Origin of the sequence: Pseudomonas chlororaphis subsp. aurantiaca (genome assembly GCF_013466605.1) — a bacterium.
GTDB classification, from domain to species: Bacteria; Pseudomonadota; Gammaproteobacteria; order Pseudomonadales; family Pseudomonadaceae; genus Aquipseudomonas; species Aquipseudomonas chlororaphis_I.
This window is the reverse complement of record NZ_CP059162.1, coordinates 6,230,506-6,252,802: the sequence shown is the minus strand read 5'-3', so window position 1 is coordinate 6,252,802 and position 22,297 is coordinate 6,230,506. Positions and strand designations below refer to the sequence as shown.

The following is a 22,297-nucleotide window of genomic DNA, read 5'->3' as shown; positions in this document are numbered from 1 at the left end:
TGGTCTGAAAAAGATGCTGGATAATAAAGCATGACCCGCTTGACGGCTAGCGCCGTCGGAGACCCTTGCAATGCCTGACCAAGATGTACGCTTGCAACACCTGAAAGTTTGGCTCGATGAGCAGTTGTCGATTGTTTACGCCTCCAACGGATGGGGCCCCGTGCCCCCGGCCACATTGACCGCGGCCAGCAGCGACGCGAGTTTCCGGCGGTATTTCCGCTGGGAAGGCGAAGGCCGCAGCTTTGTCGTGATGGATGCTCCACCGCCCCAGGAAAACTGCAAACCCTTCGTGGATATCGCTCATCTGCTGGCAAAATCCGCAACCAATGTGCCGAAAATTTATGCAGAAGATCTGCCGCGCGGCTTTCTTTTGCTCAATGACCTGGGCAACAAAACCTATCTGGACGTGATCGACGGCGAAAATGCCGACGCCCTGTTCAAGGATGCGCTGCAAACCTTGCTGGCTTTCCAGCAGTTGCCGATGGATGCGCCGTTGCCCAGTTATGACGTCGCTTTGCTGCGCCGCGAACTGGAACTGTTCCCCGAGTGGTACGTGGGACGCGAGTTGGGCGTCGAGCTGAATGAGCGCCAGCGCGGCCAATGGCAGCGGGTCAGCGAACTGTTGATCGAAAGCGCCCTGGCCCAGCCCAAGGTGCTGGTGCATCGTGACTATATGCCGCGCAACCTGATGCTCAGCGAGCCCAACCCGGGCGTGCTGGATTTCCAGGATGCGGTCTATGGCCCGGTGACCTATGACGTCACCTGCCTGTTCAAGGATGCCTTTCTCAGCTGGCCCGAAGCGCGGGTGCGCGGCTGGCTGGAAGACTACTGGCAGCAAGCGTCCCGGCTCGGGATCGCGGTACAGCCCGATTTCGAGGATTTCCTGCGCGCCAGCGACCTGATGGGGGTGCAGCGCCATCTCAAGGTGATCGGGATCTTCGCGCGTATTTGCCACCGCGACGGCAAGCCCCGCTATCTGGGCGACGTGCCGCGTTTCTTTGCTTATATAGAAGCCGTCGTGGCTCGTCGGCCGGAGCTGGCGGAGTTGGGTGAGCTGTTGGCCAGCCTGCGTCAACCGGTCGGAGCCTGTGTATGAAGGCGATGATTCTGGCCGCAGGCAAGGGCGAACGGATGCGCCCCTTGACCCTGACCACGCCCAAGCCATTGATCCGCGTTGCCGGTGTGCCGTTGATCGAGTACCACCTGCGGGCACTGGCCCGGGCGGGCTTTACCGAAATCGTCATCAACCACGCCTGGCTGGGGCAGCAGATCGAAGATCATCTGGGCGATGGTTCGCGCTTCGGCCTGAGCATCCGCTATTCGCCGGAGGGCGAGCCGCTGGAAACCGGCGGCGGTATTTTCCGCGCCTTGCCATTGCTGGGCGACGAGCCCTTTGTGGTGGTCAACGGCGATGTCTGGACCGATTACGATTTCCGCTCGTTGAACCGTCCGCTGGACGCGCTGGCGCACCTGGTGCTGGTGGATAACCCGGCTCACCATACAGCCGGGGATTTCGTCCTCAGCGATGCCCGGGTGCGGGACGCCGAGCCGGGCGTGCAGACCCTGACCTACAGCGGGATCGCGGTGTTGCACCCGGACCTGTTCCAGGGCTGCACGCCGGATGCGTTCAAACTGGCGCCCCTGCTGCGCAAGGCCATGGCCGATGGACAGGTCAGCGGCGAGCGTTTGCAGGGACACTGGGTCGATGTCGGTACCCATGAGCGCCTGGCGGAAGTCGAAACCTTGTTAGAAGCGAGTCACTGATATGTTGTGGCCAGGGACTCTGATCGGAGCCGGGGCTGGCTTTGCCATAGCCAGTATCCCGGGGGCCATGCTGGGAGCGTTGCTGGGACAGGCGCTGGACCGGCGCCTGCAACTGCATAGCTGGGCCCAGGTGCGTGAGCGTCTGGGCGGTCGACCGGCGCTGCGCAACGATGAACTGCTGTTCGTACTCTTGGGGCGGTTGGCGAAAAGCGATGGCCGGGTGGTCGATGGGCATATCCAGCAGGCGCGTCTGGAAATGCGCTCGCTGGATATGAGTGAAGTCGCGCAGCGCCGCGCCATTGCCGCGTTCAATCGGGGCAAGTCGGGTAACGATCGGTTGCGAGGCTACCTGCGCCGCCTGGCGGCGCAGCCTCATGCCGCCGAGGGTGTATTGCGTGCTTGCTGGCGGATGGTCTGGGCCGATGGCCGGGCCAGCCCCGCCGAGCGTGAGCTGATCCAGCTCTGGGGCAAATGGCTGGGCTGGACTGTGCAGCAGGTGCAGGCGTTGGCAGCGGACTATGAGCCGAGCAAAAAACCGTTGGCCAATAGCAGTGGCACTTATCAGGACGCATTGCGCCTGCTGGGTGTCTCGGCGACCAGTGAGCCTTCGCAGATCAAGCGCGCCTACCGGCGCCTGCTCAGCCGTCATCACCCGGACAAGATTGCCGGTAGCGGCGCAAGTCCGTTGCAGGTGCGGGAAGCCACGGAAAAAACCCGCGAGTTGCACAGCGCTTATGCGCTGATCCGCGAGCGTCGGGATTTTCGTTAGAGAGACTCGTTAGAGAGATGCGCTAGAGGGAAATGCCCCGCGCCCGGCCCCACCCCTGTCAAAAACAGGAGCGGGGCCGGGCGCGGCGGGGTTCAGTCTTGCGCGGGTTGCGGGCTCAGCCAGCCACGTACGCGTCTGAACAGCTGTTCGTTTTCAGCCCTGCTGTTGCCCGGCAGGGCATTGAGCGAGATCTGGGTGAAGTTGGCGTTCTTCAGGCGCTTGCTCGCTTGCAGACGTTCCAGGGCGCTCTTGCGAGACTGCGCGTTGTCCTTGTAGAAAAAGTCGGCGGTCGCCAGCTTCAGGGTCGGGGTCAGTTCCGCCAGTCCGGGCTTGCCGATGGACGGAGTCTGGGCGGCCACCAGCACCAGTTTCTGAATCTCCGGCGGCTGTTTTTCGCTCAGGTAGCGCGTGGCCCAGTAGGCGCCGCTGCCATGACCCAGCAGCACAATGCTGCGGGCGTTCTGCTGCTGGGCGTAGGTCACCGCGGCGTCGATACGGGCAAAGATTCGCTCGACATCGGCCTTGGCCTGTTCTTCGCTGCTCTCCACCACTGCGTGATCGGCAATTTCGGCTTCGCCACCGGCGGCCTGTTCGATCGGCTTGGGCGCCGCCGTGGCGGCATCTTTGCTGCTAGTGTCGACGGGCGCGGGGGCAGGTTCGGCCTCGACGATGCGCGGTTGCGCCGCATCGCTCTGCAGGTCGGGCAAGGTCAGGCTCAGGCTGCTCCAGTCGGCATCCGGCAATCTGTTGCGCAAAGGGCCGATTGCCTGAGGCCAGTCAGCGGTTTCGCCAGCGCTGGGGATGATAATTACCATGCCCTTGGGGTCGCTGCTGTTGGCCGGTTTCCACAGGGCCAGAAAGCTCTCGCTGCCGGCTTGCAATGACTGTTGTTCGCCGGGCGGTATGACGCGTTCGAGGGCCGCGGCATCTTCCTGGCTACGCTCAAGGAGCGGCTGGCGCTCGGCCGGTTTTTCCGCGGCAGCCTGTTCTGCCGGGGCGGGTTGCGGATCGTCGGCCTCGACCGAAAAGGCACAAGGCAGGATCAGCGACAGGCACAATGCGGGCAGTGCCGTGCGGTGGACAAAGGGCATCGGTTATTCCAGGCCAGAAGTAATCCCGGCAGCCTAATGGGTTGGTCAGTATTTGTCAGTGTGTGAGACTTCAGATGATGCGTTTTCGCTGCCTGCTGGTTATCGGCTGTATCTGCCTTCCCTTGATGGCCTGGGCGGTGCCTGCGCCGCATATCGCCCAGGCGCAGTGGAGCCCCGCGCAGCAGCAGTGGCTGGAACAGCACCGGGAACTGCGGGTCGGCGTGGTGCTCCAGGCCCCCTACGCCCAGTACGACCGGCGGCTGCAACGCTTGTCCGGCGCCAATATCGAACTGATGCAGTGGCTGGCCCAGGCGATGAAGGTCGATCTGAGTTGGCGCAACTTTGCCGATCAGGCGCAACTGGAGGCTGCGGTGCGCGCCGGTGAAATCGATATGGCCCCGGGCCTGAGCCAGACCCCGGCCGGGCTGCGGCTCTGGCAGTTTTCCGATCCCTATATGCGCGTCCCGCAACTGGTGGTCGGCGAGCAGAAGGGCGCCGGCGCGGTGGAGCTGGAAAAGCTCGACAGCCAGACTCGCGTGGCGGTGCGCATGCCCAGCGCGGTGGCGGACTATCTGCGTGCGACTTACTCCAATCTCAATTTGCAGGGCGTGCCCCTGGAGCGCCAAGCCCTGCAATTGCTGCTCAGCCAGCAGGCGCGTTATGCGGTGATCGATGAAGCGCAGCTCAGTCGTTTGTCGGCGGAACCGGAGTTCGCCGGCCTGGCGGTGGTGGGCGATATCGGCCTGCCGCAACTGCTGCGGGTGGCTACCCGGCGCGACTGGCCCGAGCTTGCGGATATCGTGCAACGCGCCTTGCACGGTATCGCCGCCAAGGACCTGGAGCAGTTGCACAATCGCTGGCTGCAGCCCAAGTATCCGCGGCTGAGCGAGTCCCGCGCTTTCTGGCAGAACCTCAGCCTGTTGCTGGCCGTGCTGCTGTTGGCGAGCATGGCCATCGTTATCTGGCAGCGCCGCCAGCAACAGGCGCTCGAGCAGCGGTTGCTGAGCACCCGCGAGGATCTGGCCCGGCGCGAGGCCAGTGAAGAAGCCTTGCGCCTGACCCAGTTTTCCATCGACCAGAGCACGGTGGGCATTCTCTGGGTCAACTGGGACAGCCATGTGCGCTACGCTAATCGCGCGGCCGAAAGCATGCTGGGTTATGCGCCGGGGGCGGTGGTCGACCGGCCGTTGAGCGACTTCGAACCCAACCTGCACATGGACCGCTGGCTTGGCCTGTGGAAGCGCGCCCGGGCCAGCGAGGACGCGCCGCCCAGCTTCGAGACCCAGTGTGTCCGCGCCGACGGCAGCATCCTGCCGGCCGATGTATCGTTGAGCTTTCTGCGCTTTCGCGATGGCGAATACCTGGTGGTTTACCTCACTGACGTCACCGAGCGTCGTCGCGCCCTGGCGGCCCTGCAGGAAAGCGAGGCGCGGTTGCAGGGGATCGCCGCCAATGTGCCGGGGCTGGTGTTCCGCCTGGAACGGGCGCCGGTGACCGGGCAGATCGATTTCGCCTACATCAGCGAAGGCAGCGAGAGCCTGGTGGGTTACTCCCCGGCGACCCTCAGCCACCGCGACATAGGGCTGCGCAGCCTGGTGCACCCCGAAGATAGGGCCAGCTACCACCAGACCCAGGACCATGCCCTGGACACCGACAGCGACTGGTCCTGGCAGGGGCGGATCCTGACCCGCCAGGGCGAACAGCGCTGGGCGGAAATCAAGGCCATCACCCGCCAGCTTGAGGACGGCGCCTATGTCTGGGACGGCATCGTCTGGGACATCAGCGAAAGCAAGCGCATCGAACTGGAACTGGCCAGCTCGCGCGAGCAACTGCGCGAGCTGTCGGCGCACCTGGAAAGCGTGCGCGAAGAGGAAAAGGCCCGCATCGCCCGGGAGGTGCACGACGAGTTGGGGCAGATGCTCACGGTGCTCAAGCTGGAGACCTCGATGTGCGAGCTGGCCTACGCGCAACTCGATCCGGGGCTGCACGAACGCTTGAACAGCATGAAGCGCCTGATCGCCCAGCTGTTCCAACTGGTGCGCGATGTGGCCACGGCCTTGCGCCCGCCGATTCTCGATGCCGGCATCGCGTCGGCCATCGAGTGGCAGGCGCGGCGTTTCGAGGCGCGCACGCAGATTCCTTGCCTGGTGCAGGTGCCCGACAATCTGCCGGTGCTCAGCGACGCCAAGGCCATCGGTCTGTTCCGCATCCTCCAGGAGGCGCTGACCAACGTGATGCGCCATGCACAGGCGCATACTGTCGAACTGACCCTGAGCCTCGAGCACAATCAGCTGTGCATGACCATCAGCGACGACGGCCAGGGTTTCGTGGTCGAGGCCGGGCGGCCGACGTCCTTCGGTCTGGTGGGCATGCGCGAGCGGGTACTGATCATGGGCGGCAGCCTGACCCTGGACAGTCAGCTGGGCGAGGGCACCACCCTGAGCGTTACGGTGCCGCTGGACCTGTAGGCGCGAGCAGACTCGCCGCTGCAGAGATCATCACCAATAAGAAGAGGTACGAGCTGTGATCCGTGTACTGGTAGCCGAAGACCACACCATCGTTCGCGAAGGCATCAAGCAGTTGATCGGCCTGGCCAAGGACCTGACGGTGGCGGGGGAGGCGAGCAATGGCGAGCAGTTGCTGGAAACCCTGCGCCACGTGCCTTGCGAAGTGGTGCTGCTGGATATTTCCATGCCTGGCGTCAACGGCCTGGAGGCGATCCCGCGGATCCGCGCGCTGAACAATCCACCGGCGATCCTGGTGCTGTCGATGCACGACGAAGCGCAGATGGCGGCCCGGGCGCTGAAAGTGGGAGCGGCCGGTTATGCCACCAAGGACAGCGACCCGGCGCTGCTGCTGACGGCGATCCGCAAGGTGGCGGCGGGCGGGCGTTATATCGACCCGGAACTGGCCGACCGGATGGTCTTCGAAGTCGGCCTGACGGATACCCGGCCCCTGCATTCCCTGCTGTCGGAGCGTGAGTTTTCCGTGTTCGAACGGCTGGCCCAGGGGGCCAACGTCAACGACATCGCCCAGCAGCTGGCCTTGAGCAGCAAGACCATCAGTACCCACAAGGCGCGGCTGATGCAGAAACTCAACATCACCTCCCTGGCCGAGCTGGTGAAGTACGCGATGGAGCACAAGCTGCTTTGATCGTAAGGGCTATCAGCCGCGACATATTCATTTGCGACACGAAAACCGGCTTATGGCCATGATCCCCGTCAGGCCTCTGCCGGGACTTATCCAATCGCGCCATCCTTGTAGGGGGATTCCTACAAGGAACCTTCCATCCGGCTGAGGCCAATCTCTCATACCCCCCGATTTGCGCGGCTTGTGGCCTCCACTAGGCTTAGTCCACAGCCGTCAAAAAACAAAAGGTGTGGGTATGAGCGAGGTCGATTCAAGCGCTGGGGCGAGTGATGTACTGGTCAGTTTCCGTGGTGTGCAAAAGAGCTACGACGGCGAAAACCTGATTGTCAAAGACCTCAACCTGGAAATTCGCAAAGGCGAGTTCCTTACCCTGCTCGGGCCATCCGGCTCCGGCAAGACCACCAGCCTGATGATGCTGGCCGGCTTCGAGACTCCGACCGCCGGGGAAATCCAGCTGGCCGGGCGCGCGATCAACAACGTGCCACCGCACAAGCGCGATATCGGCATGGTGTTTCAGAATTATGCGCTGTTCCCACACATGACCGTGGCCGAGAACCTGGCGTTCCCGCTGTCGGTGCGTGGCCTGAGCAAGACCGACATCAGCGAGCGGGTCAAACGCGTGCTGAGCATGGTCCAGCTCGAATCCTTCGCCCAGCGTTATCCGGCGCAACTGTCCGGTGGCCAGCAGCAGCGGGTGGCCCTGGCCCGGGCGCTGGTGTTCGAGCCGCAGCTGGTACTGATGGACGAACCCCTCGGCGCGCTGGACAAACAGCTGCGCGAACACATGCAGATGGAAATCAAGCACCTGCACCAACGCCTCGGTGTGACCGTGGTCTATGTGACCCACGACCAGGGCGAAGCCCTGACCATGTCCGACCGGGTCGCGGTATTCCACCAGGGCGAAATCCAGCAGATCGCCCCGCCACGCACCCTTTACGAAGAGCCGAAGAACACCTTCGTCGCCAACTTCATCGGCGAGAACAACCGTCTCAACGGCCGTCTGCACAGCCACAGCGGCGATCGCTGCGTGGTCGAGCTGGGGCGCGGCGAGAAGGTCGAGGCGCTGGCGGTCAATGTCGGCAAGACCGGTGAGCCGGTGACCCTGTCGATTCGTCCGGAGCGTGTGAGCCTCAACGGCTCCAGCGAAAGTTGTGTCAACCGCTTCTCAGGGAGGGTGGCGGAATTCATCTATCTGGGCGACCACGTCCGGGTTCGCCTGGAAGTCTGTGGCAAGACCGACTTCTTCGTGAAACAGCCGATTGCCGAGCTCGATCCTGCGCTGGCAGTGGGCGATGTGGTTCCGCTTGGCTGGCAGGTCGAGCACGTTCGCGCGCTCGACCCACTTCTAGAGGCGCATTGATCGCCCCCTTGCTTCACCAACCCTGCACGTGGAGAGAACAATAAATGTCGAGATCCCTGAAATTCACCGCTTTGACATTGGGCCTGATGGGCGCGGCGCACGCGATGGCGGCGGGCCCGGACCTGACCGTGGTGTCCTTTGGCGGGGCGAACAAGGCGGCTCAGGTCAAAGCCTTTTATGCCCCGTGGGAAGCCGCGGGCAACGGCAAGATCATCGCTGGCGAATACAATGGCGAGATGGCCAAGGTCAAAGCCATGGTCGACACCAAGAGCGTTTCCTGGGACCTGGTGGAAGTCGAGTCGCCGGAGCTGTCCCGCGGTTGCGACGAAGACATGTTCGAGCAGCTCGATCCCGAGCTGTTCGGCAAGGCCGAAGATTACGTCAAGGGCGCGATCCAGCCTTGCGGCGTAGGTTTCTTCGTCTGGTCGACCGTCCTGGCCTATAACGCCGACAAGCTGAAGACCGCGCCGACCAGTTGGGCGGATTTCTGGGACACCAAGAAATTCCCGGGCAAGCGCGGCCTGCGCAAAGGCGCCAAGTACACCCTCGAATTCGCCCTGATGGCCGACGGCGTGGCGCCCAAGGATGTGTACAAGGTGCTGGCCGGCAAGGACGGTCAGGATCGTGCCTTTAAGAAGCTTGATGAGCTCAAGCCGAGCATTCAGTGGTGGGAAGCCGGTGCCCAGCCGCCGCAATACCTGGCTTCCGGTGACGTGGTCATGAGTTCGGCCTACAACGGCCGGATCGCCGCGGTACAGAAGGAAAGCAACCTGAAGGTCGTGTGGAACGGCGGTATCTACGACTTCGACGCCTGGGCCATTCCGAAGGGCCTGGACAAGACCCGCGCCGAAGCGGCGAAGAAATTCATCGCCTTCTCGGTGCAGCCGCAGCAGCAGAAGACCTACTCGGAAAACATCGCCTACGGTCCGGCCAACACCCAGGCAGTCCCGCTGCTGGCCAAGGACATCCTGAAAGACATGCCGACCACCCCGGAAAACATCGCCAACCAGGTGCAGATCGACGTCAGCTTCTGGGCTGATAACGGTGAGCAGCTGGAGCAGCGTTTCAACTCGTGGGCGGCCAAGTAAGGCGTCATGCATGGGCGGCGTCACCTGTGGGTGACGCCGTTACTGTTTAAAGATTTGCGGAGTTCGTCATGGCCATTAGCGTTCCCCTGAACGAGGTCACCAGCCCCAGCCTCAAGCAGCGCCTGGCGCGCGCCGAGCGGGTCAACCGCTGGAAGGCGCAAGCGTTGATCGCGCCTCTGGTGCTGTTCCTGCTGCTGGTGTTTCTCGTGCCTATCGTAGCGCTGCTGTACAAGAGCGTCGGTAACCCGGAAGTGGTCGAAGGCATGCCGCGCACCGTGGTCGCCGTGGCTGGTTGGGACGGACGCGGCCTGCCGGCCGAACCGGTGTACAAGGCGCTGAGCGAAGACCTGGCCGAAGCGCGCAAGCAGCAAACCCTGGGCGACCTGTCCAAGCGCCTGAATATGGAGTTGGCCGGCTATCGTAGCCTGCTGACCAAAACCGCGAGAGCCCTGCCGTTCAAGGAGGAGCCGGCTTCTTATAAAGAAGCGCTGGAAGCCATCGACGAGCGCTGGGGCGACCCGGCTTATTGGCAGGCGGTACGCCGCAACACCAGCAGCCTGACCCCGTTCTACCTGCTGGCCGCCGTCGACCATCGGATCGACGACCTGGGAGAGATCGCCCCGGCGACCCCTGACCAGGCCATCTACCTGGATATCTTCGCCCGGACCTTCTGGATGGGCCTGGTGATTACCGGCATCTGCCTGGTGCTGGCTTACCCGCTGGCGTATCTGCTGGCCAACCTGCCGGCGCGCCAGAGCAACCTGCTGATGATCCTGGTGCTGCTGCCGTTCTGGACGTCGATCCTGGTACGCGTGGCGGCGTGGATCGTGCTGCTGCAATCGGGTGGCCTGATCAACAGCGCGCTGATGGCCATGGGCGTGATCGACAAGCCACTGGAACTGGTGTTCAACCGCACCGGGGTCTACATCTCCATGGTGCACATCCTGCTTCCGTTCATGATCCTGCCGATCTACAGCGTGATGAAAGGCATCTCGCCGACCTATATGCGCGCGGCGATTTCCCTCGGCTGCCATCCGTTCACCAGCTTCTGGCGGGTGTATTTCCCGCAGACCTATGCCGGCGTCGGCGCCGGTTGCCTGCTGGTGTTCATCCTAGCCATCGGCTACTACATCACCCCGGCGCTGCTGGGCAGCCCGAACGATCAGATGGTCAGCTACTTCGTCGCCTTCTACACCAACACCAGCATCAACTGGGGCATGGCGACTGCGCTGGGTGGCCTGCTGCTGTTGGCGACCATCGTGCTGTATCTGATTTACAGCTGGCTGGTGGGCGCCAGTCGCCTGCGCCTGAGCTAAGGAGAGAGTCGAAATGCTGAGCCCTTACATGTCGCCCGTCGAGCGGGTCTGGTTCTACAGCTTGCGGATTCTCTGCGGCTTGATCCTGCTGTTCCTGATCCTACCGGTGCTGGTGATCATTCCGCTGTCGTTCAACTCGGGCAGCTTCCTGGTGTACCCACTGCAAGGCTTCTCGCTGCAGTGGTATCACGACTTCTTCGGCTCGGCGGAATGGATGCGCGCCCTGAAGAACAGCATCATCGTCGCCCCGGCGGCCACCGTGCTGGCGATGGTCTTCGGCACGCTAGCGGCGATCGGCCTGACCCGCGGCGACTTCCCCGGCAAGGCGCTGGTGATGGCGTTGGTGATTTCGCCGATGGTGGTGCCGGTGGTGATCATCGGTGTGGCCAGCTACCTGTTCTTCGCGCCCCTGGGCATGGGTAACAGCTTCTTCTCGCTGATCATCGTCCATGCCGTGTTGGGCGTGCCTTTCGTGATCATCACGGTCTCGGCCACCTTGCAGGGCTTCAACCAGAACCTGGTACGGGCCGCGGCCAGCCTCGGCGCTTCGCCACTGACGGCGTTCCGTCGGGTGACCCTGCCGTTGATCGCGCCGGGGGTGATCAGCGGCGCTCTGTTCGCCTTTGCCACCTCGTTCGATGAAGTGGTGGTCACGCTGTTCCTCGCCGGTCCCGAGCAAGCCACCTTGCCCCGGCAGATGTTCAGCGGCATCCGCGAGAACCTCAGCCCGACCATCGCCGCCGCGGCGACGCTGCTGATCGCCTTCTCGGTGATTTTGCTGCTGACCCTGGAATGGTTGCGTGGCCGCAGCGAAAAACTGCGGACCGCCTCGGTCTGATCGCCACGGACAGATCGCTCCCGCGCCGGCCGTGGGCGCGATCTGTTACGGCATTCATTGGCTGAATGGCAGACAACCCCGAATCCCCAGCTACTCTTGTGCCAGCTTCCCCCTTTATAAGAGGCCGCGCACATGAGTCTTTCCTCTTTCAAAATCGCCCACAAACTGCTCACCGGTTCTGCCGCCATCGAGCAACTGTCCACCGAGCTGAGCCGTCTGGATGTCGATAACCCGCTGATCGTCACCGATGCCGCGCTGGTCAAATCCGGCACCGTGGAGCTGGCGCTGGCGCAGCTGGGGGGGCGTGACTACGAGATTTTCGACCGGGTGCTGCCCGACCCGGAAATCGCCATCGTCGAAGACTGCATGCAGGTTTACCGCGAGGGCGGGCACGACGGGCTGATCGGCCTGGGCGGCGGCAGCGCCATCGACATCGCCAAAAGCGTTGCGGCCTACGCCGGTTATCATGGGGCGCTGGAAGACCTGTTCGGTATCGACCAGGTGCCGCGTAAGGGGCCGCCGCTGATCGCCATCCCCACCACGGCCGGTACCGGCTCCGAAGTCACCAATGTGGCGATTCTCTCGGACAAGGTCGCTCAGTTGAAAAAGGGCATTGTCAGCGATTACCTGTTGCCGGATGTGGCGCTGGTCAGCCCGCAGATGACCCTGACCTGCCCTCGTAGTGTCACCGCCGCCAGCGGTGTCGATGCGCTGGTGCACGCCATCGAGTCCTACCTGTCGCTCAACGCCTCGCCCATCACCGATTCCCTGGCCATTGGCGCCATCAAGCTGATCGTCCAGGCGCTGCCCAAAGCCTACGCCAATCCTGCCCACCTGCAGGCCCGCGAAGACATGGCCACCGCCAGCCTGATGGCCGGCATGGCCTTCGGCAACGCCGGGGTCGGCGCAGTGCATGCGCTGGCCTATCCGCTGGGTGGGCGCTTCAACATTGCCCATGGCGTCAGCAATGCCTTACTGCTGCCGTACGTCATGACCTGGAACAAGATGGCCTGCGTCGAGCGCATGCAGGATATCGCCGAGGCCATGGGGGTGAAGACCGCTCATCTGAGCGCGGCCGAAGCTGCCGACAAGGCCGTCGAGGCCATGACCCAGCTTTGCGCCGCGGTGGAGATTCCATCGGGACTGCGCAGCTTTGGGGTGCCGGAGGAGGCTATTCCGTCCATGGCGGTGGAGGCCGCGGGGATCGAACGCCTGATGCGCAACAACCCGCGCAAGCTGAGCCCGGGCGACATAGAGAAGATCTATCGCGCGGCTTACTGATCATCGCAGTCACGGTGCGCGCGCCAAAGCATGAGGTATACAATGCGCGCCACCGTGATTTCTGCTCAAAAAGGTGCGTCATGCAGCCCTTCGCAATTGCTCCGTCGATCCTCTCCGCCGATTTCGCCCGCCTGGGCGAGGAAGTGGACAATGTTCTCGCCGCTGGCGCCGATATCGTGCACTTCGATGTCATGGACAACCATTACGTACCTAACCTGACCATCGGTCCGATGGTCTGCGCTGCCCTGCGCAAGTACGGCATCACAGCACCGATCGACGCCCACCTGATGGTGAGCCCGGTGGATCGCATCATCGGCGACTTCATCGAGGCCGGCGCGACTTACATCACCTTCCACCCGGAAGCCACGCTGCATGTTGACCGCTCCCTGCAAATGATCCGCGAAGGCGGCTGCAAGGCCGGCCTGGTGTTCAACCCAGCCACCCCGCTGGACGTGCTCAAGTACGTCATGGACAAGGTCGACATGGTCCTGTTGATGAGCGTCAACCCCGGTTTTGGCGGCCAGAAGTTCATCCCGGGCACCCTCGACAAGTTGCGTGAGGCCCGTGCCCTGATCGATGCTTCCGGTCGCGATATCCGCCTGGAAATCGACGGCGGGGTGAATGTGAACAACATCCGCGAAATCGCTGCAGCGGGTGCCGATACCTTCGTGGCGGGCTCGGCGATCTTCAATGCGCCGAACTACCAGGACGTGATCGAGAAGATGCGTGCCGAACTGGCGCTGGCGCGTCCATGAGCGGTTTCGAGCAGCTGTTCCCGGGGCGTCTGCCGCGGCTGGTGATGTTCGACCTGGATGGCACCCTGGTCGATTCGGTTCCCGACCTCGCGGCGGCCGTGGACGACATGCTGCTCAAACTGGGGCGTCCGCCCGCCGGTATCGAGGCGGTGCGCGAGTGGGTCGGCAATGGCGTGCAGATGCTGGTGCGCCGGGCCCTGGCCAACGACATCGCGGCGCAGGGCGTCGACGATGTCGAGGCGGAGCGCGGACTGGAGTTGTTCAACAGCGCCTATGAAGATGGCCACGAACTGACCGTGGTCTACCCCGGCGTGCGCGACACCCTCAAATGGCTGCACAAGCAGGGCGTCGAAATGGCGCTGATCACCAACAAACCGGAGCGTTTCGTCGCGCCCCTGCTGGATCAAATGAAGATCGGCCGTTATTTCCGCTGGATCATCGGTGGCGATACCCTGCCGCAGAAGAAACCCGATCCGGCCGCCCTGTTTTTCGTCATGAAAATGGCCAGTATCCCGGCCTCGCAATCGTTGTTCGTCGGTGATTCGCGCAGCGACGTGCAGGCGGCGAAAGCCGCGGGCGTGAAGTGCGTGGCATTGAGCTATGGCTACAACCACGGACAGCCGATTGCCGAGGAAATGCCGGCCCTGGTGATCGACGATCTGCGCCAGCTAATTCCCGGTTGCCTGGATCCGGCCGCTGAGATAACGTTGCCCGACGCTGTTCAATCCCCTCCTGGAAACGCCATCGTGGTGGTCACTCGCAAACTCTGGATGAAAGTCATCAAGGCCTTGGCCCGCTGGCGTTGGCGCGCCTGACTTGTTCCTGGCCGGTCTTCCGGCGCGTTTGCATACCTGACTGTCAGAACCTCAAGCCACGAGGCACCCCATGATCCGCGAAGAATTCCTGCGTTTGGCCGCTGCTGGCTACAACCGCATCCCGCTTGCCCGCGAAACCCTGGCCGACTTCGACACGCCGCTGTCGATCTACCTGAAACTGGCCGACCAGCCCAACTCCTACCTCCTGGAGTCGGTGCAGGGCGGTGAGAAATGGGGTCGTTATTCGATCATCGGTTTGCCCTGCCGCACCGTGCTGCGGGTGCATGACCACCATGTCAGCGTCACCGTCGATGGCGTCGAGACCGAAAGTCATGACGTGGCCGATCCGCTGGCGTTCGTCGAAGAATTCAAGGCGCGCTACCAGGTGCCGACCATCGCGGGCCTGCCACGTTTCAACGGCGGCCTGGTCGGTTATTTTGGCTACGACTGTGTGCGTTACGTGGAGAAGCGTCTGGGCAAATGTCCGAACCCGGATCCGATCGGCGTACCGGACATTCTGCTGATGGTCTCCGACGCCGTGGTGGTGTTCGATAACCTCGCCGGCAAGATGCACGCTATCGTCCTCGCCGACCCTTCCCAGGCCGATGCCTTCGAGCAAGGCCAGGCACGCCTGCAGGCGTTGCTTGAGAAGCTGCGCCAGCCCATCACCCCGCGTCCCGGCCTGGACTTCAGCAAGCAGCAGACGGCCGACCCGGTATTCCGCTCCAGCTTCACCCAGGGCGACTACGAGCGTGCCGTCGATACCATCAAGGAGTACATCTTGGCGGGCGACTGCATGCAGGTGGTGCCGTCGCAGCGCATGTCCATCGACTTCAAGGCGGCGCCGATCGATCTGTATCGCGCATTGCGTTGCTTCAACCCGACGCCTTACATGTACTTCTTCAACTTCGGCGACTTCCATGTCGTCGGCAGTTCGCCGGAAGTGCTGGTGCGGGTCGAAGACAACCTGATCACCGTTCGCCCGATCGCCGGCACCCGCCCACGCGGCGCCAACGAAGAGGCGGACCTGGCGCTGGAGAAGGACCTGCTGTCCGACGACAAGGAAATCGCCGAACACCTGATGCTGATCGACCTGGGGCGCAACGATACCGGGCGGGTTTCCGAGATTGGTTCGGTGAGGCTCACCGAGAAGATGGTGATCGAGCGTTATTCCAACGTGATGCACATCGTCTCCAACGTCACGGGCCAGTTGAAGGCCGGGCTGACCGCGATGGACGCATTGCGGGCGATTCTGCCGGCGGGCACCTTGTCCGGCGCGCCGAAGATCCGCGCGATGGAAATCATCGACGAGCTGGAGCCGGTCAAGCGCGGAGTGTATGGCGGGGCAGTGGGTTACTTCGCCTGGAACGGCAACATGGACACCGCCATCGCCATTCGTACGGCGGTGATCAAGGACGGCGAACTGCATGTGCAGGCCGGTGGCGGCATAGTCGCCGACTCGGTGCCGGCGCTGGAATGGGAAGAAACCCTGAACAAGCGTCGCGCCATGTTCCGCGCGGTGGCCTTGGCCGAGCAAACGCCTGACAGCTGAGCTGGATCTAGGGCGATAAAAAAACGCTGCCTCCTCACGGGGCAGCGTTTTTTATTGCCTGCGGTTCAGGCTTAGAAGTCGAGGCTGACCCCGACGTTGATGCCTTGCTGGGTGAAGTCATCGTCCTTGCGGATGTTGTAGCTGGCGCGCAAGGCCAGGTCCTGGGTGAGCTTGTGGCTGACCCCGAGGTTCAGGCGGTTCAGGTTGGTCTGCGGGGTATAGCCTTCCAGGGTGTAGTGGTTGTCCGGCAGGCTGTTGAGGGCCATGGTCAGCTTCTGGGTATCGTCCTCGTATTCCTTTTCGTGGGCGACTTCGCCGAACACCTGGGTTTGCTGGGTGATCTGATACTTGCCCTGCAGGCCGATGCCCAGGCGCCGCGAGGTGCGTTTCTGGTCATCGAAGGTCAGGGCGGTGGAGTCGTTGCCGTCCTCGGAGTAACCGTCGACCTTGGCTCGCGCGTAGTCGGCGCTGATGAACGGCGACAGGTGCCACGGGCTGCTGGCCTGCTGCGCGATGTCGTAGCCCAGGCGAGCGCTGAAGGCCAGGATGTCGCCGCTGGTGTCGCCTTTTTCCCCGCGCTCGTTAGGCCCCAGGTCGAATTTGCGCTTCAGGTTGTCGTAGTCCAGATGCCCGGCGGTGGCTGCCGCGTCGGCCCACCAGCGGTTTTGCTGGTACTGGACGAAGGCGGTGCCCAGGTAGGTGTTGAGCTTGTAGTCCGAATCGTTGCTGCCCGCTTCGAGCTTCTGCCGATAGGCACCGGCCAGCACGCCCACTCGCCAGGCCTCATTGAGCCGGTAGCTACCACCGATGTTCAGGTTGAAACCGTTGCCGTCGGCACTGGCGCCGCTGCGCTGGCTGTCGAAGTCCTGATGCTGGCCGCCCGCGGCGACAATCGCTCGCCATTGACCGACACCCTGCCAGTTCTCCCAGTCGGCCTGCCATTGGTTGCGCAGCTCATCCTGGTGCGCGCGCAGGGTGCCCTGGGCCATTTCCGGGAGCAGGGTTATTTCCCAGGGCGCCGCCAGCAGGGAGTAAGCGTAATCGGCGATCAGCCGCTGGCCGGCTTCGGTGGGGTGGACCGCATCGTTGTAGATCAGCTTGCTCGGGTCCGGTGTGGCACTGTGAATGCCATAGCGGGCGTTTTCCGTACAGCCATTGCCACTGAAGCAGGTGGCGGTGAGGTTCTGGTCGATGGCCAGGCCGAACTGCGCCGGGTTGGCGAAACTTTCATTCAAGAGCGCGGGAATATTAAGGGGAATGACTTCGGTATCGACCGTCTGCAGTTGCCGCACCAGCTCGGTGTTGAACTGGGCGCTGAGCTGGGAGGTGAACCCTTGCAACGGGCTGCCGTTGATCGCCGGGGTCAGGCCGATATCCGGCAACAGCCAGACCATGATGTAACGGGCGCCGGCCTGTTGCAGGGTCTGCACGCTGTCGACCAGGCGACCAGCTGCTGCATTGGCCTGGTCGAGGCTGGTGACGCGGCCCTGGAGGAAGTCGTTGCCGCCGCCCGACAGGTAGTACAGGGCATTCGGGTCGGCGCGGAAATTGTTGGCCACCAGATAACCCGGGCGGCTACGGCTGCCGGCGGTCGAGGTGGTGGTGATCGAATCGAAAATCTGGTCGGTGCGATAGCCGCCGACCGCCCAGTTGTTGCCGTCAGGCAGCCCTTCGCTGGCGCGGGTGGCCGAGGTCGAGGCGGCGAGCTGGTCGTCCGAGAATCCCAGTTTGGCGCCGAGCAATTGGGTCGAGTTGGAGGAACGGAGTTCTCCGCTGCCATCCAGATAGACCGGGCCGGTGCGGTTGGTAAAGCGCTGGGTGGCTCCCGCGGGACCGCCTGGATCGGCAAATTGCCCGGCATCGCTGAGGCTGTCGCCGAACACGATAAAGCTGGAATAGGGGGAGGGGGCTGCGATTGCTTGAACGCAGGCCAAAGACAAAAGACTGCTGGCGAGTGGTACGAACAACGTCTTTTTGATCATGAGCAAGTCCGTTTTATTTATTGTTGTAGAGAACGAGACGACAGTACCAAAAACTTTTGCGTTTCAGCTATGGCTATAAGCCATATCGCTTGTTTATCCGGGCGCGGGGCCCGCCATATTGCACCCTCTGCTCAGCTAAGTTACTGTGCCTGAACGTATGAATGAGACCTTCCCCGTGTTGATCGTCAGCAAACTCTTGATGCGAGTTGTTAAGGCACACGCCCGTTGGCGTTGGCGCGCCTAACTTTTCTCTGCCGGCCCGGCCGGACCTGTGCCGCTTTGCCTTCTTTACCCCTGTTCGACTCCGCTTGTGCTGGTTGAGTGATTGCAACCTCCGGCGGGCCTGTCAGCGGGCAATCCACTGAAGGCTGTATTAAAAGTCAGTGAATTCAAGAGGTTGTAATTCCCATGTTGCTGATGATCGATAACTACGACTCCTTTACCTATAACGTTGTGCAATACCTTGGCGAGTTGGGTGCCGAGGTCAAGGTAGTGCGCAACGACGAGCTGACCGTGGCTGAAATCGAAGCGCTCAATCCTGAGCGGATTGTCGTGTCGCCCGGTCCTTGCACACCGACCGAAGCCGGTGTGTCCATCGAAGCGATCAAGCATTTCGCCGGCAAGCTGCCGATCCTGGGTGTCTGCCTGGGCCACCAGTCCATTGGCCAGGCCTTTGGTGGCGACGTGGTGCGTGCGCGGCAGGTGATGCATGGTAAGACTAGCCCGGTATTTCACCAGGACAAGGGCGTATTCGCCGGTCTGAACCATCCGCTGACCGTGACCCGTTACCACTCCCTGGTGGTCAAGCACGACACGTTGCCGGACTGCCTCGAACTGACCGCCTGGACCCAGCTGGAAGACGGCTCCGTCGACGAGATCATGGGGCTGCGCCATAAGACGCTGAACATCGAGGGTGTGCAGTTTCACCCCGAGTCTATTCTCACCGAACAGGGCCACGAGCTGTTCGCCAACTTCCTCAAACAGAGCGGCGGCACGCGCTAAGGACTTTCCATGGATATCAAGACTGCCCTGAGCCGTATCGTCGGCCATCTCGATCTGAGCACCGATGAAATGCGCCAGGTCATGCGTGAAATCATGACCGGCCAGTGCACCGACGCACAGATCGGCGCCTTCATGATGGCTATGCGCATGAAAAGCGAAAGCATCGACGAAATCGTCGGCGCTGTTTCGGTCATGCGCGAGCTGGCGGACAAGGTCGAGCTGAAAACCCTCGACGGCGTGGTCGATGTGGTCGGCACCGGCGGTGACGGTGCGAACATCTTCAACGTGTCCACGGCTTCTTCCTTTGTCGTCGCTGCGGCCGGTTGCACGGTGGCCAAGCATGGCAACCGTGCGGTGTCCGGGAAAAGCGGCAGTGCCGACCTGCTCGAAGCCGCCGGCATCTACCTGAACCTGACGCCGGTACAGGTTGCCCGCTGCATCGACAACGTCGGCATCGGTTTCATGTTCGCCCAGTCCCATCACGGTGCAATGAAGTACGCCGCCGGCCCGCGCCGCGATCTCGGCCTGCGCACCCTGTTCAACATGCTCGGCCCGCTTACGAATCCGGCCGGCGTGAAACATCAGGTGGTGGGTGTGTTCACTCAGGCGTTGTGCCGGCCGTTGGCCGAAGTTTTACAACGTTTGGGCAGCAAGCACGTGCTGGTAGTGCACTCTCAGGATGGCCTGGATGAATTCAGTCTCGCCGCGCCGACCTTTGTCGCCGAACTGAAGGACGATCAGATCACTGAGTATTGGGTACAGCCCGAAGACCTCGGCATGAAGAGCCAGAGCCTGTTCGGCCTGGTGGTCGAAAGCCCGGCGGCATCGCTCGAGCTGATTCGCGATGCCCTGGGGCGGCGCAAGACCGAGCATGGGCAGAAGGCGGCGGAGATGATCGTGCTCAATGCCGGTGCCGCGCTCTATGCGGCGGACCATGCCAGCAGTCTGAAAGAGGGCGTGGCCCTGGCCCATGACGCTTTGCACACTGGGCTGGCTCGCGAGAAGCTTGAGGAATTGGGCGCCTTTACCGCGGTATTCAAGCAGGAGAATGAAGGATGAGTGTGCCGACGGTTCTGGAAAAAATCCTCGCCCGCAAGGTCGAGGAAGTGGCTGAGCGTAGCGCACGGGTAAGCCTGGCCGAACTCGAAGGCTTGGCCCGCGCCGCAGATGCGCCACGCGGCTTTGCCAAGGCGCTACTCGACCAGGCCAAGCTCAAGCAGCCGGCGGTGATCGCCGAAATCAAGAAAGCCTCGCCGAGCAAAGGCGTGATCCGCGAGCATTTCGTGCCGGCGGAAATCGCCAAGAGCTATGAGAAGGGCGGCGCGACCTGCCTGTCGGTGCTCACCGACGTCGATTACTTCCAGGGCGCCGATGCCTACCTGCAACAGGCGCGTGCCGCCTGTTCGCTGCCGGTGATTCGCAAGGACTTCATGATCGATCCGTACCAGATCGTCGAAGCCCGTGCCTTGGGGGCCGACTGCGTGCTGTTGATCGTGGCTGCGCTGGATGATGCCAGGATGGCCGAGCTGGCTGCCGTGGCCAAAGGCGTGGGGCTTGATGTGCTGGTCGAAGTGCATGACGGCGACGAGCTGCAACGCGCCCTGAAAACCCTCGACACGCCGCTGGTGGGCATCAACAACCGCAACCTGCACACCTTCGAGGTCAATCTGGAGACCACCCTCGATCTGTTGCCGCAGATTCCGCGCGATCGTCTGGTGATCACCGAGAGCGGCATCCTCAACCGGGCCGATGTCGAGCTGATGGAAATCAGCGACGTCTACTCCTTCCTGGTGGGCGAGGCCTTTATGCGGGCCGAGAGCCCAGGCCTGGAACTGCAACGGCTGTTCTTCCCGGAGCGTGGCGTGCCGGTGAGCGGTTCGACCCTGGACTGAACCTGAGTTGATGAAGAAGCCGGCGCCGCCGGCTTTTTTATACCTATCGCAAAGGACTTTTACTGCCATGACCCAACCCCTTTCCCTGACCGTCGAAGCCGGCCTGCAGGCCGAACAGGATCTGCTCGCCCAGGTATGCAGCGGTGACCAGGAGTACGGCCTGTTGTTCTGGCAACCGAGTGACAGGGTGCTGGTGATGCCGCGGCGCTTGAGTCGTTTGCCGGGGTTTGAGCAGGCTTGCGAGGCACTGGCCGCCAGTGGCTGGCCGGTGTTGCTACGGGAAACCGGTGGGGAGCCGGTGCCGCAATCGGCTGCGACGATCAATATCGCGCTGGTCTATGCGCCGCCTCGCAGTGAGGGTGACCAGAACCGGATCGAAACCGGTTATCGCCGTTTGTGCCAGCCGATCTGCGACCTGCTTTCCGAGCTGGGGGGCGAACCCTCCCTGGGTGAAGTCGAGGGCGCTTTCTGCGATGGCCGGTTCAACGTCAATCTCAACGGGCGCAAGATGGTTGGCACCGCCCAGCGTTGGCGTCAGAGCAAGGGTGGGACGCGTCCGGTTGGATTGGTGCATGGCGCGCTGTTGCTGGATGACGAGCGGGAAACCATGGTCGCGGCGGTCAATCGGTTCAACCAGGCCTGTGGCCTGGAGCAGCGTTGCCGTGCCGAGAGCCATATCGCCTTGCATGAGGCGTTCGCCGCGCCGAATGCCATCGAGCGCCTGGATACCCTGTATCGGCAGATGCTGGCGCAGTTCCTGCCGCTCTAGCGGGTGCCGAACACCACCATGGTCTTGCCTTTGACATGGACCAGGTTGCGTTCTTCGAGGTCCTTGAGCACCCGGCCGACCATTTCCCGTGAGCAGCCGACGATTCGCCCGATTTCCTGGCGGGTCACCTTGATCTGCATGCCGTCCGGGTGGGTCATGGCATCCGGCTGCTTGCACAGTTCGAGCAGGCAGCGGGCCACGCGCCCGGTGACATCGAAGAACGCCAGGTCGCCGACCTTGCGGGTGGTGTTGCGCAGGCGCTGGGCGATCTGGCCGCTGAGCACGTACAGAATGTCCGGATCCTGTTGAGACAGCTCACGGAATTTCGCATAGCTGATCTCCGCAACTTCGCATTCGACCTTGGCGCGTACCCAGGCGCTGCGTTGCTGCTCATGTCCGGCCTGTTCGAACAGGCCCAGCTCGCCGAAAAAGTCCCCGGCATTGAGATAGGCGATGATCATTTCCCGACCGTCATCGTCTTCGATCAGGATGGTGACCGAGCCTTTGATGATGAAGAACAGCGTGTCCGACTGGTCGCCGGCGCAGATGATGTTGCTCTTGGCCTGATAACGGCGGCGCTGGCAGTGCATCAACAGCTTGTCGAGGTTCTTGATCTTGGGTGTAGGGGCAAGAGCAACCATGGTTGTATCCCGAAAAGACAGCACGGTGTGATTTGGTTTTTTATGGGGCGGTCAAGCAGGATCGCCGATAGCTGGCAATGCGCCAGTGATTTGGCGCCAGCTTAACAGACACATCCTTTGGGTAATTAAGAATTTTCCTATCAGAACTGAGTGTGGCACCGGAACAGGCAAAGCGCTGCCATCCAAGGCCCTGTGCTAAGCTGGCGACCCTTTTTTAGCAGTGGAGTCTTGG

At 62.5% G+C, this 22,297-nt stretch carries 20 protein-coding genes; 17 read left to right on the top strand and 3 right to left on the bottom strand.

Translation table 11 applies throughout. The features are described from left to right. Window positions 1-70 precede the first annotated feature (70 nt). The 3 genes from H0I86_RS28710 to H0I86_RS28700 are packed head-to-tail and all read left to right on the top strand — an operon-like array spanning window position 71 to window position 2,533. The gene (locus H0I86_RS28710; protein ID WP_180923015.1) at window positions 71-1,096 is read left to right on the top strand and encodes an aminoglycoside phosphotransferase family protein; all 1,026 of its coding nucleotides are present in this window, start codon (window positions 71-73) and stop codon (window positions 1,094-1,096) included. Next, on the top strand, window positions 1,093-1,764 hold the full coding sequence (gene murU / locus H0I86_RS28705) for an N-acetylmuramate alpha-1-phosphate uridylyltransferase MurU (RefSeq protein WP_180923014.1): 672 nt from the start codon (window positions 1,093-1,095) through the stop codon (window positions 1,762-1,764). The genes H0I86_RS28710 and murU overlap by 4 nt, the downstream gene beginning before the upstream one ends. Window position 1,765: 1 nt before the next feature. After that, window positions 1,766-2,533: a TerB family tellurite resistance protein gene (locus tag H0I86_RS28700; protein ID WP_009051155.1), complete on the top strand. Its 768-nt coding sequence runs from the start codon at window positions 1,766-1,768 to the stop codon at window positions 2,531-2,533. A 92-nt stretch (window positions 2,534-2,625) separates the two neighbouring features. On the opposite strand, the gene H0I86_RS28695 is transcribed toward H0I86_RS28700, so the two are convergent. Beyond that, entirely contained in the window at window positions 2,626-3,624 is a 999-nt protein-coding gene (locus tag H0I86_RS28695; protein WP_180923013.1) for an alpha/beta hydrolase family protein, read from the bottom strand. A 74-nt stretch (window positions 3,625-3,698) separates the two neighbouring features. Here H0I86_RS28695 and H0I86_RS28690 point away from each other — a divergent pair, with 74 nt between their 5' ends. The 10 genes from H0I86_RS28690 (at window position 3,699) to trpE (ending at window position 15,779) form a co-directional block, all read left to right on the top strand. After that, window positions 3,699-6,092, top strand: a complete 2,394-nt coding sequence (locus H0I86_RS28690) for a PAS domain-containing sensor histidine kinase (RefSeq protein ID WP_180923012.1) — start codon at window positions 3,699-3,701, stop codon at window positions 6,090-6,092. Window positions 6,093-6,147: 55 nt separating this feature from the next. Continuing rightward, the gene (locus H0I86_RS28685; RefSeq protein WP_025807370.1) at window positions 6,148-6,777 is read left to right on the top strand and encodes a response regulator; all 630 of its coding nucleotides are present in this window, start codon (window positions 6,148-6,150) and stop codon (window positions 6,775-6,777) included. Between the two features lie 232 nt (window positions 6,778-7,009). After that, a complete protein-coding gene (locus H0I86_RS28680) occupies window positions 7,010-8,134 on the top strand; it encodes an ABC transporter ATP-binding protein (RefSeq protein WP_009051151.1) in 1,125 nt (374 codons plus the stop codon). A gap of 44 nt (window positions 8,135-8,178) precedes the next feature. Then, window positions 8,179-9,222, top strand: coding sequence for an ABC transporter substrate-binding protein (locus tag H0I86_RS28675; RefSeq protein WP_180923011.1), 1,044 nt, complete (start codon window positions 8,179-8,181; stop codon window positions 9,220-9,222). Window positions 9,223-9,290: 68 nt separating this feature from the next. Then, complete coding sequence (locus tag H0I86_RS28670; RefSeq protein WP_180923010.1) at window positions 9,291-10,538, top strand: ABC transporter permease; 1,248 nt, start codon at window positions 9,291-9,293, stop codon at window positions 10,536-10,538. Between the two features lie 13 nt (window positions 10,539-10,551). Then, window positions 10,552-11,376, top strand: a complete 825-nt coding sequence (locus H0I86_RS28665; RefSeq protein ID WP_180923009.1) for an ABC transporter permease — start codon at window positions 10,552-10,554, stop codon at window positions 11,374-11,376. 132 nt (window positions 11,377-11,508) lie between these two features. Beyond that, entirely contained in the window at window positions 11,509-12,657 is a 1,149-nt protein-coding gene (locus H0I86_RS28660; RefSeq protein WP_180923008.1) for an iron-containing alcohol dehydrogenase, read from the top strand. An 80-nt stretch (window positions 12,658-12,737) separates the two neighbouring features. Continuing rightward, window positions 12,738-13,412, top strand: a complete 675-nt coding sequence (rpe, locus tag H0I86_RS28655; protein WP_009051147.1) for a ribulose-phosphate 3-epimerase — start codon at window positions 12,738-12,740, stop codon at window positions 13,410-13,412. Next, the gene (locus tag H0I86_RS28650; RefSeq protein WP_180923007.1) at window positions 13,409-14,227 is read left to right on the top strand and encodes a phosphoglycolate phosphatase; all 819 of its coding nucleotides are present in this window, start codon (window positions 13,409-13,411) and stop codon (window positions 14,225-14,227) included. Before rpe ends, H0I86_RS28650 begins: the two co-directional genes overlap by 4 nt. Window positions 14,228-14,297: 70 nt before the next feature. Next, window positions 14,298-15,779: an anthranilate synthase component I gene (trpE, locus tag H0I86_RS28645; protein ID WP_180923006.1), complete on the top strand. Its 1,482-nt coding sequence runs from the start codon at window positions 14,298-14,300 to the stop codon at window positions 15,777-15,779. Between the two features lie 71 nt (window positions 15,780-15,850). Here the strand turns inward: trpE and estP are convergent, their stop codons facing one another. Then, window positions 15,851-17,761, bottom strand: coding sequence for an esterase EstP (gene estP, locus H0I86_RS28640; protein ID WP_180923005.1), 1,911 nt, complete (start codon window positions 17,759-17,761; stop codon window positions 15,851-15,853). 408 nt (window positions 17,762-18,169) lie between these two features. On the opposite strand from estP, the gene H0I86_RS28635 reads away from it, so the two are divergent. The 4 genes from H0I86_RS28635 to H0I86_RS28620 all read left to right on the top strand — a co-directional run bounded on the left by H0I86_RS28635 (window position 18,170) and on the right by H0I86_RS28620 (window position 21,424). Next, window positions 18,170-18,763, top strand: a complete 594-nt coding sequence (locus tag H0I86_RS28635; protein ID WP_007930170.1) for an aminodeoxychorismate/anthranilate synthase component II — start codon at window positions 18,170-18,172, stop codon at window positions 18,761-18,763. 9 nt (window positions 18,764-18,772) lie between these two features. Next, a complete protein-coding gene (gene trpD / locus H0I86_RS28630; RefSeq protein WP_092304072.1) occupies window positions 18,773-19,822 on the top strand; it encodes an anthranilate phosphoribosyltransferase in 1,050 nt (349 codons plus the stop codon). Beyond that, a complete protein-coding gene (gene trpC / locus H0I86_RS28625) occupies window positions 19,819-20,655 on the top strand; it encodes an indole-3-glycerol phosphate synthase TrpC (RefSeq protein ID WP_009051141.1) in 837 nt (278 codons plus the stop codon). Before trpD ends, trpC begins: the two co-directional genes overlap by 4 nt. Window positions 20,656-20,722: 67 nt before the next feature. Next, complete coding sequence (locus H0I86_RS28620; protein ID WP_180923004.1) at window positions 20,723-21,424, top strand: lipoate--protein ligase family protein; 702 nt, start codon at window positions 20,723-20,725, stop codon at window positions 21,422-21,424. On the opposite strand, the gene crp is transcribed toward H0I86_RS28620, so the two are convergent. After that, on the bottom strand, window positions 21,421-22,065 hold the full coding sequence (gene crp / locus H0I86_RS28615; RefSeq protein ID WP_009051139.1) for a cAMP-activated global transcriptional regulator CRP: 645 nt from the start codon (window positions 22,063-22,065) through the stop codon (window positions 21,421-21,423). The two genes, H0I86_RS28620 and crp, sit on opposite strands and share 4 nt — an antisense overlap. Window positions 22,066-22,297 lie beyond the last annotated feature (232 nt).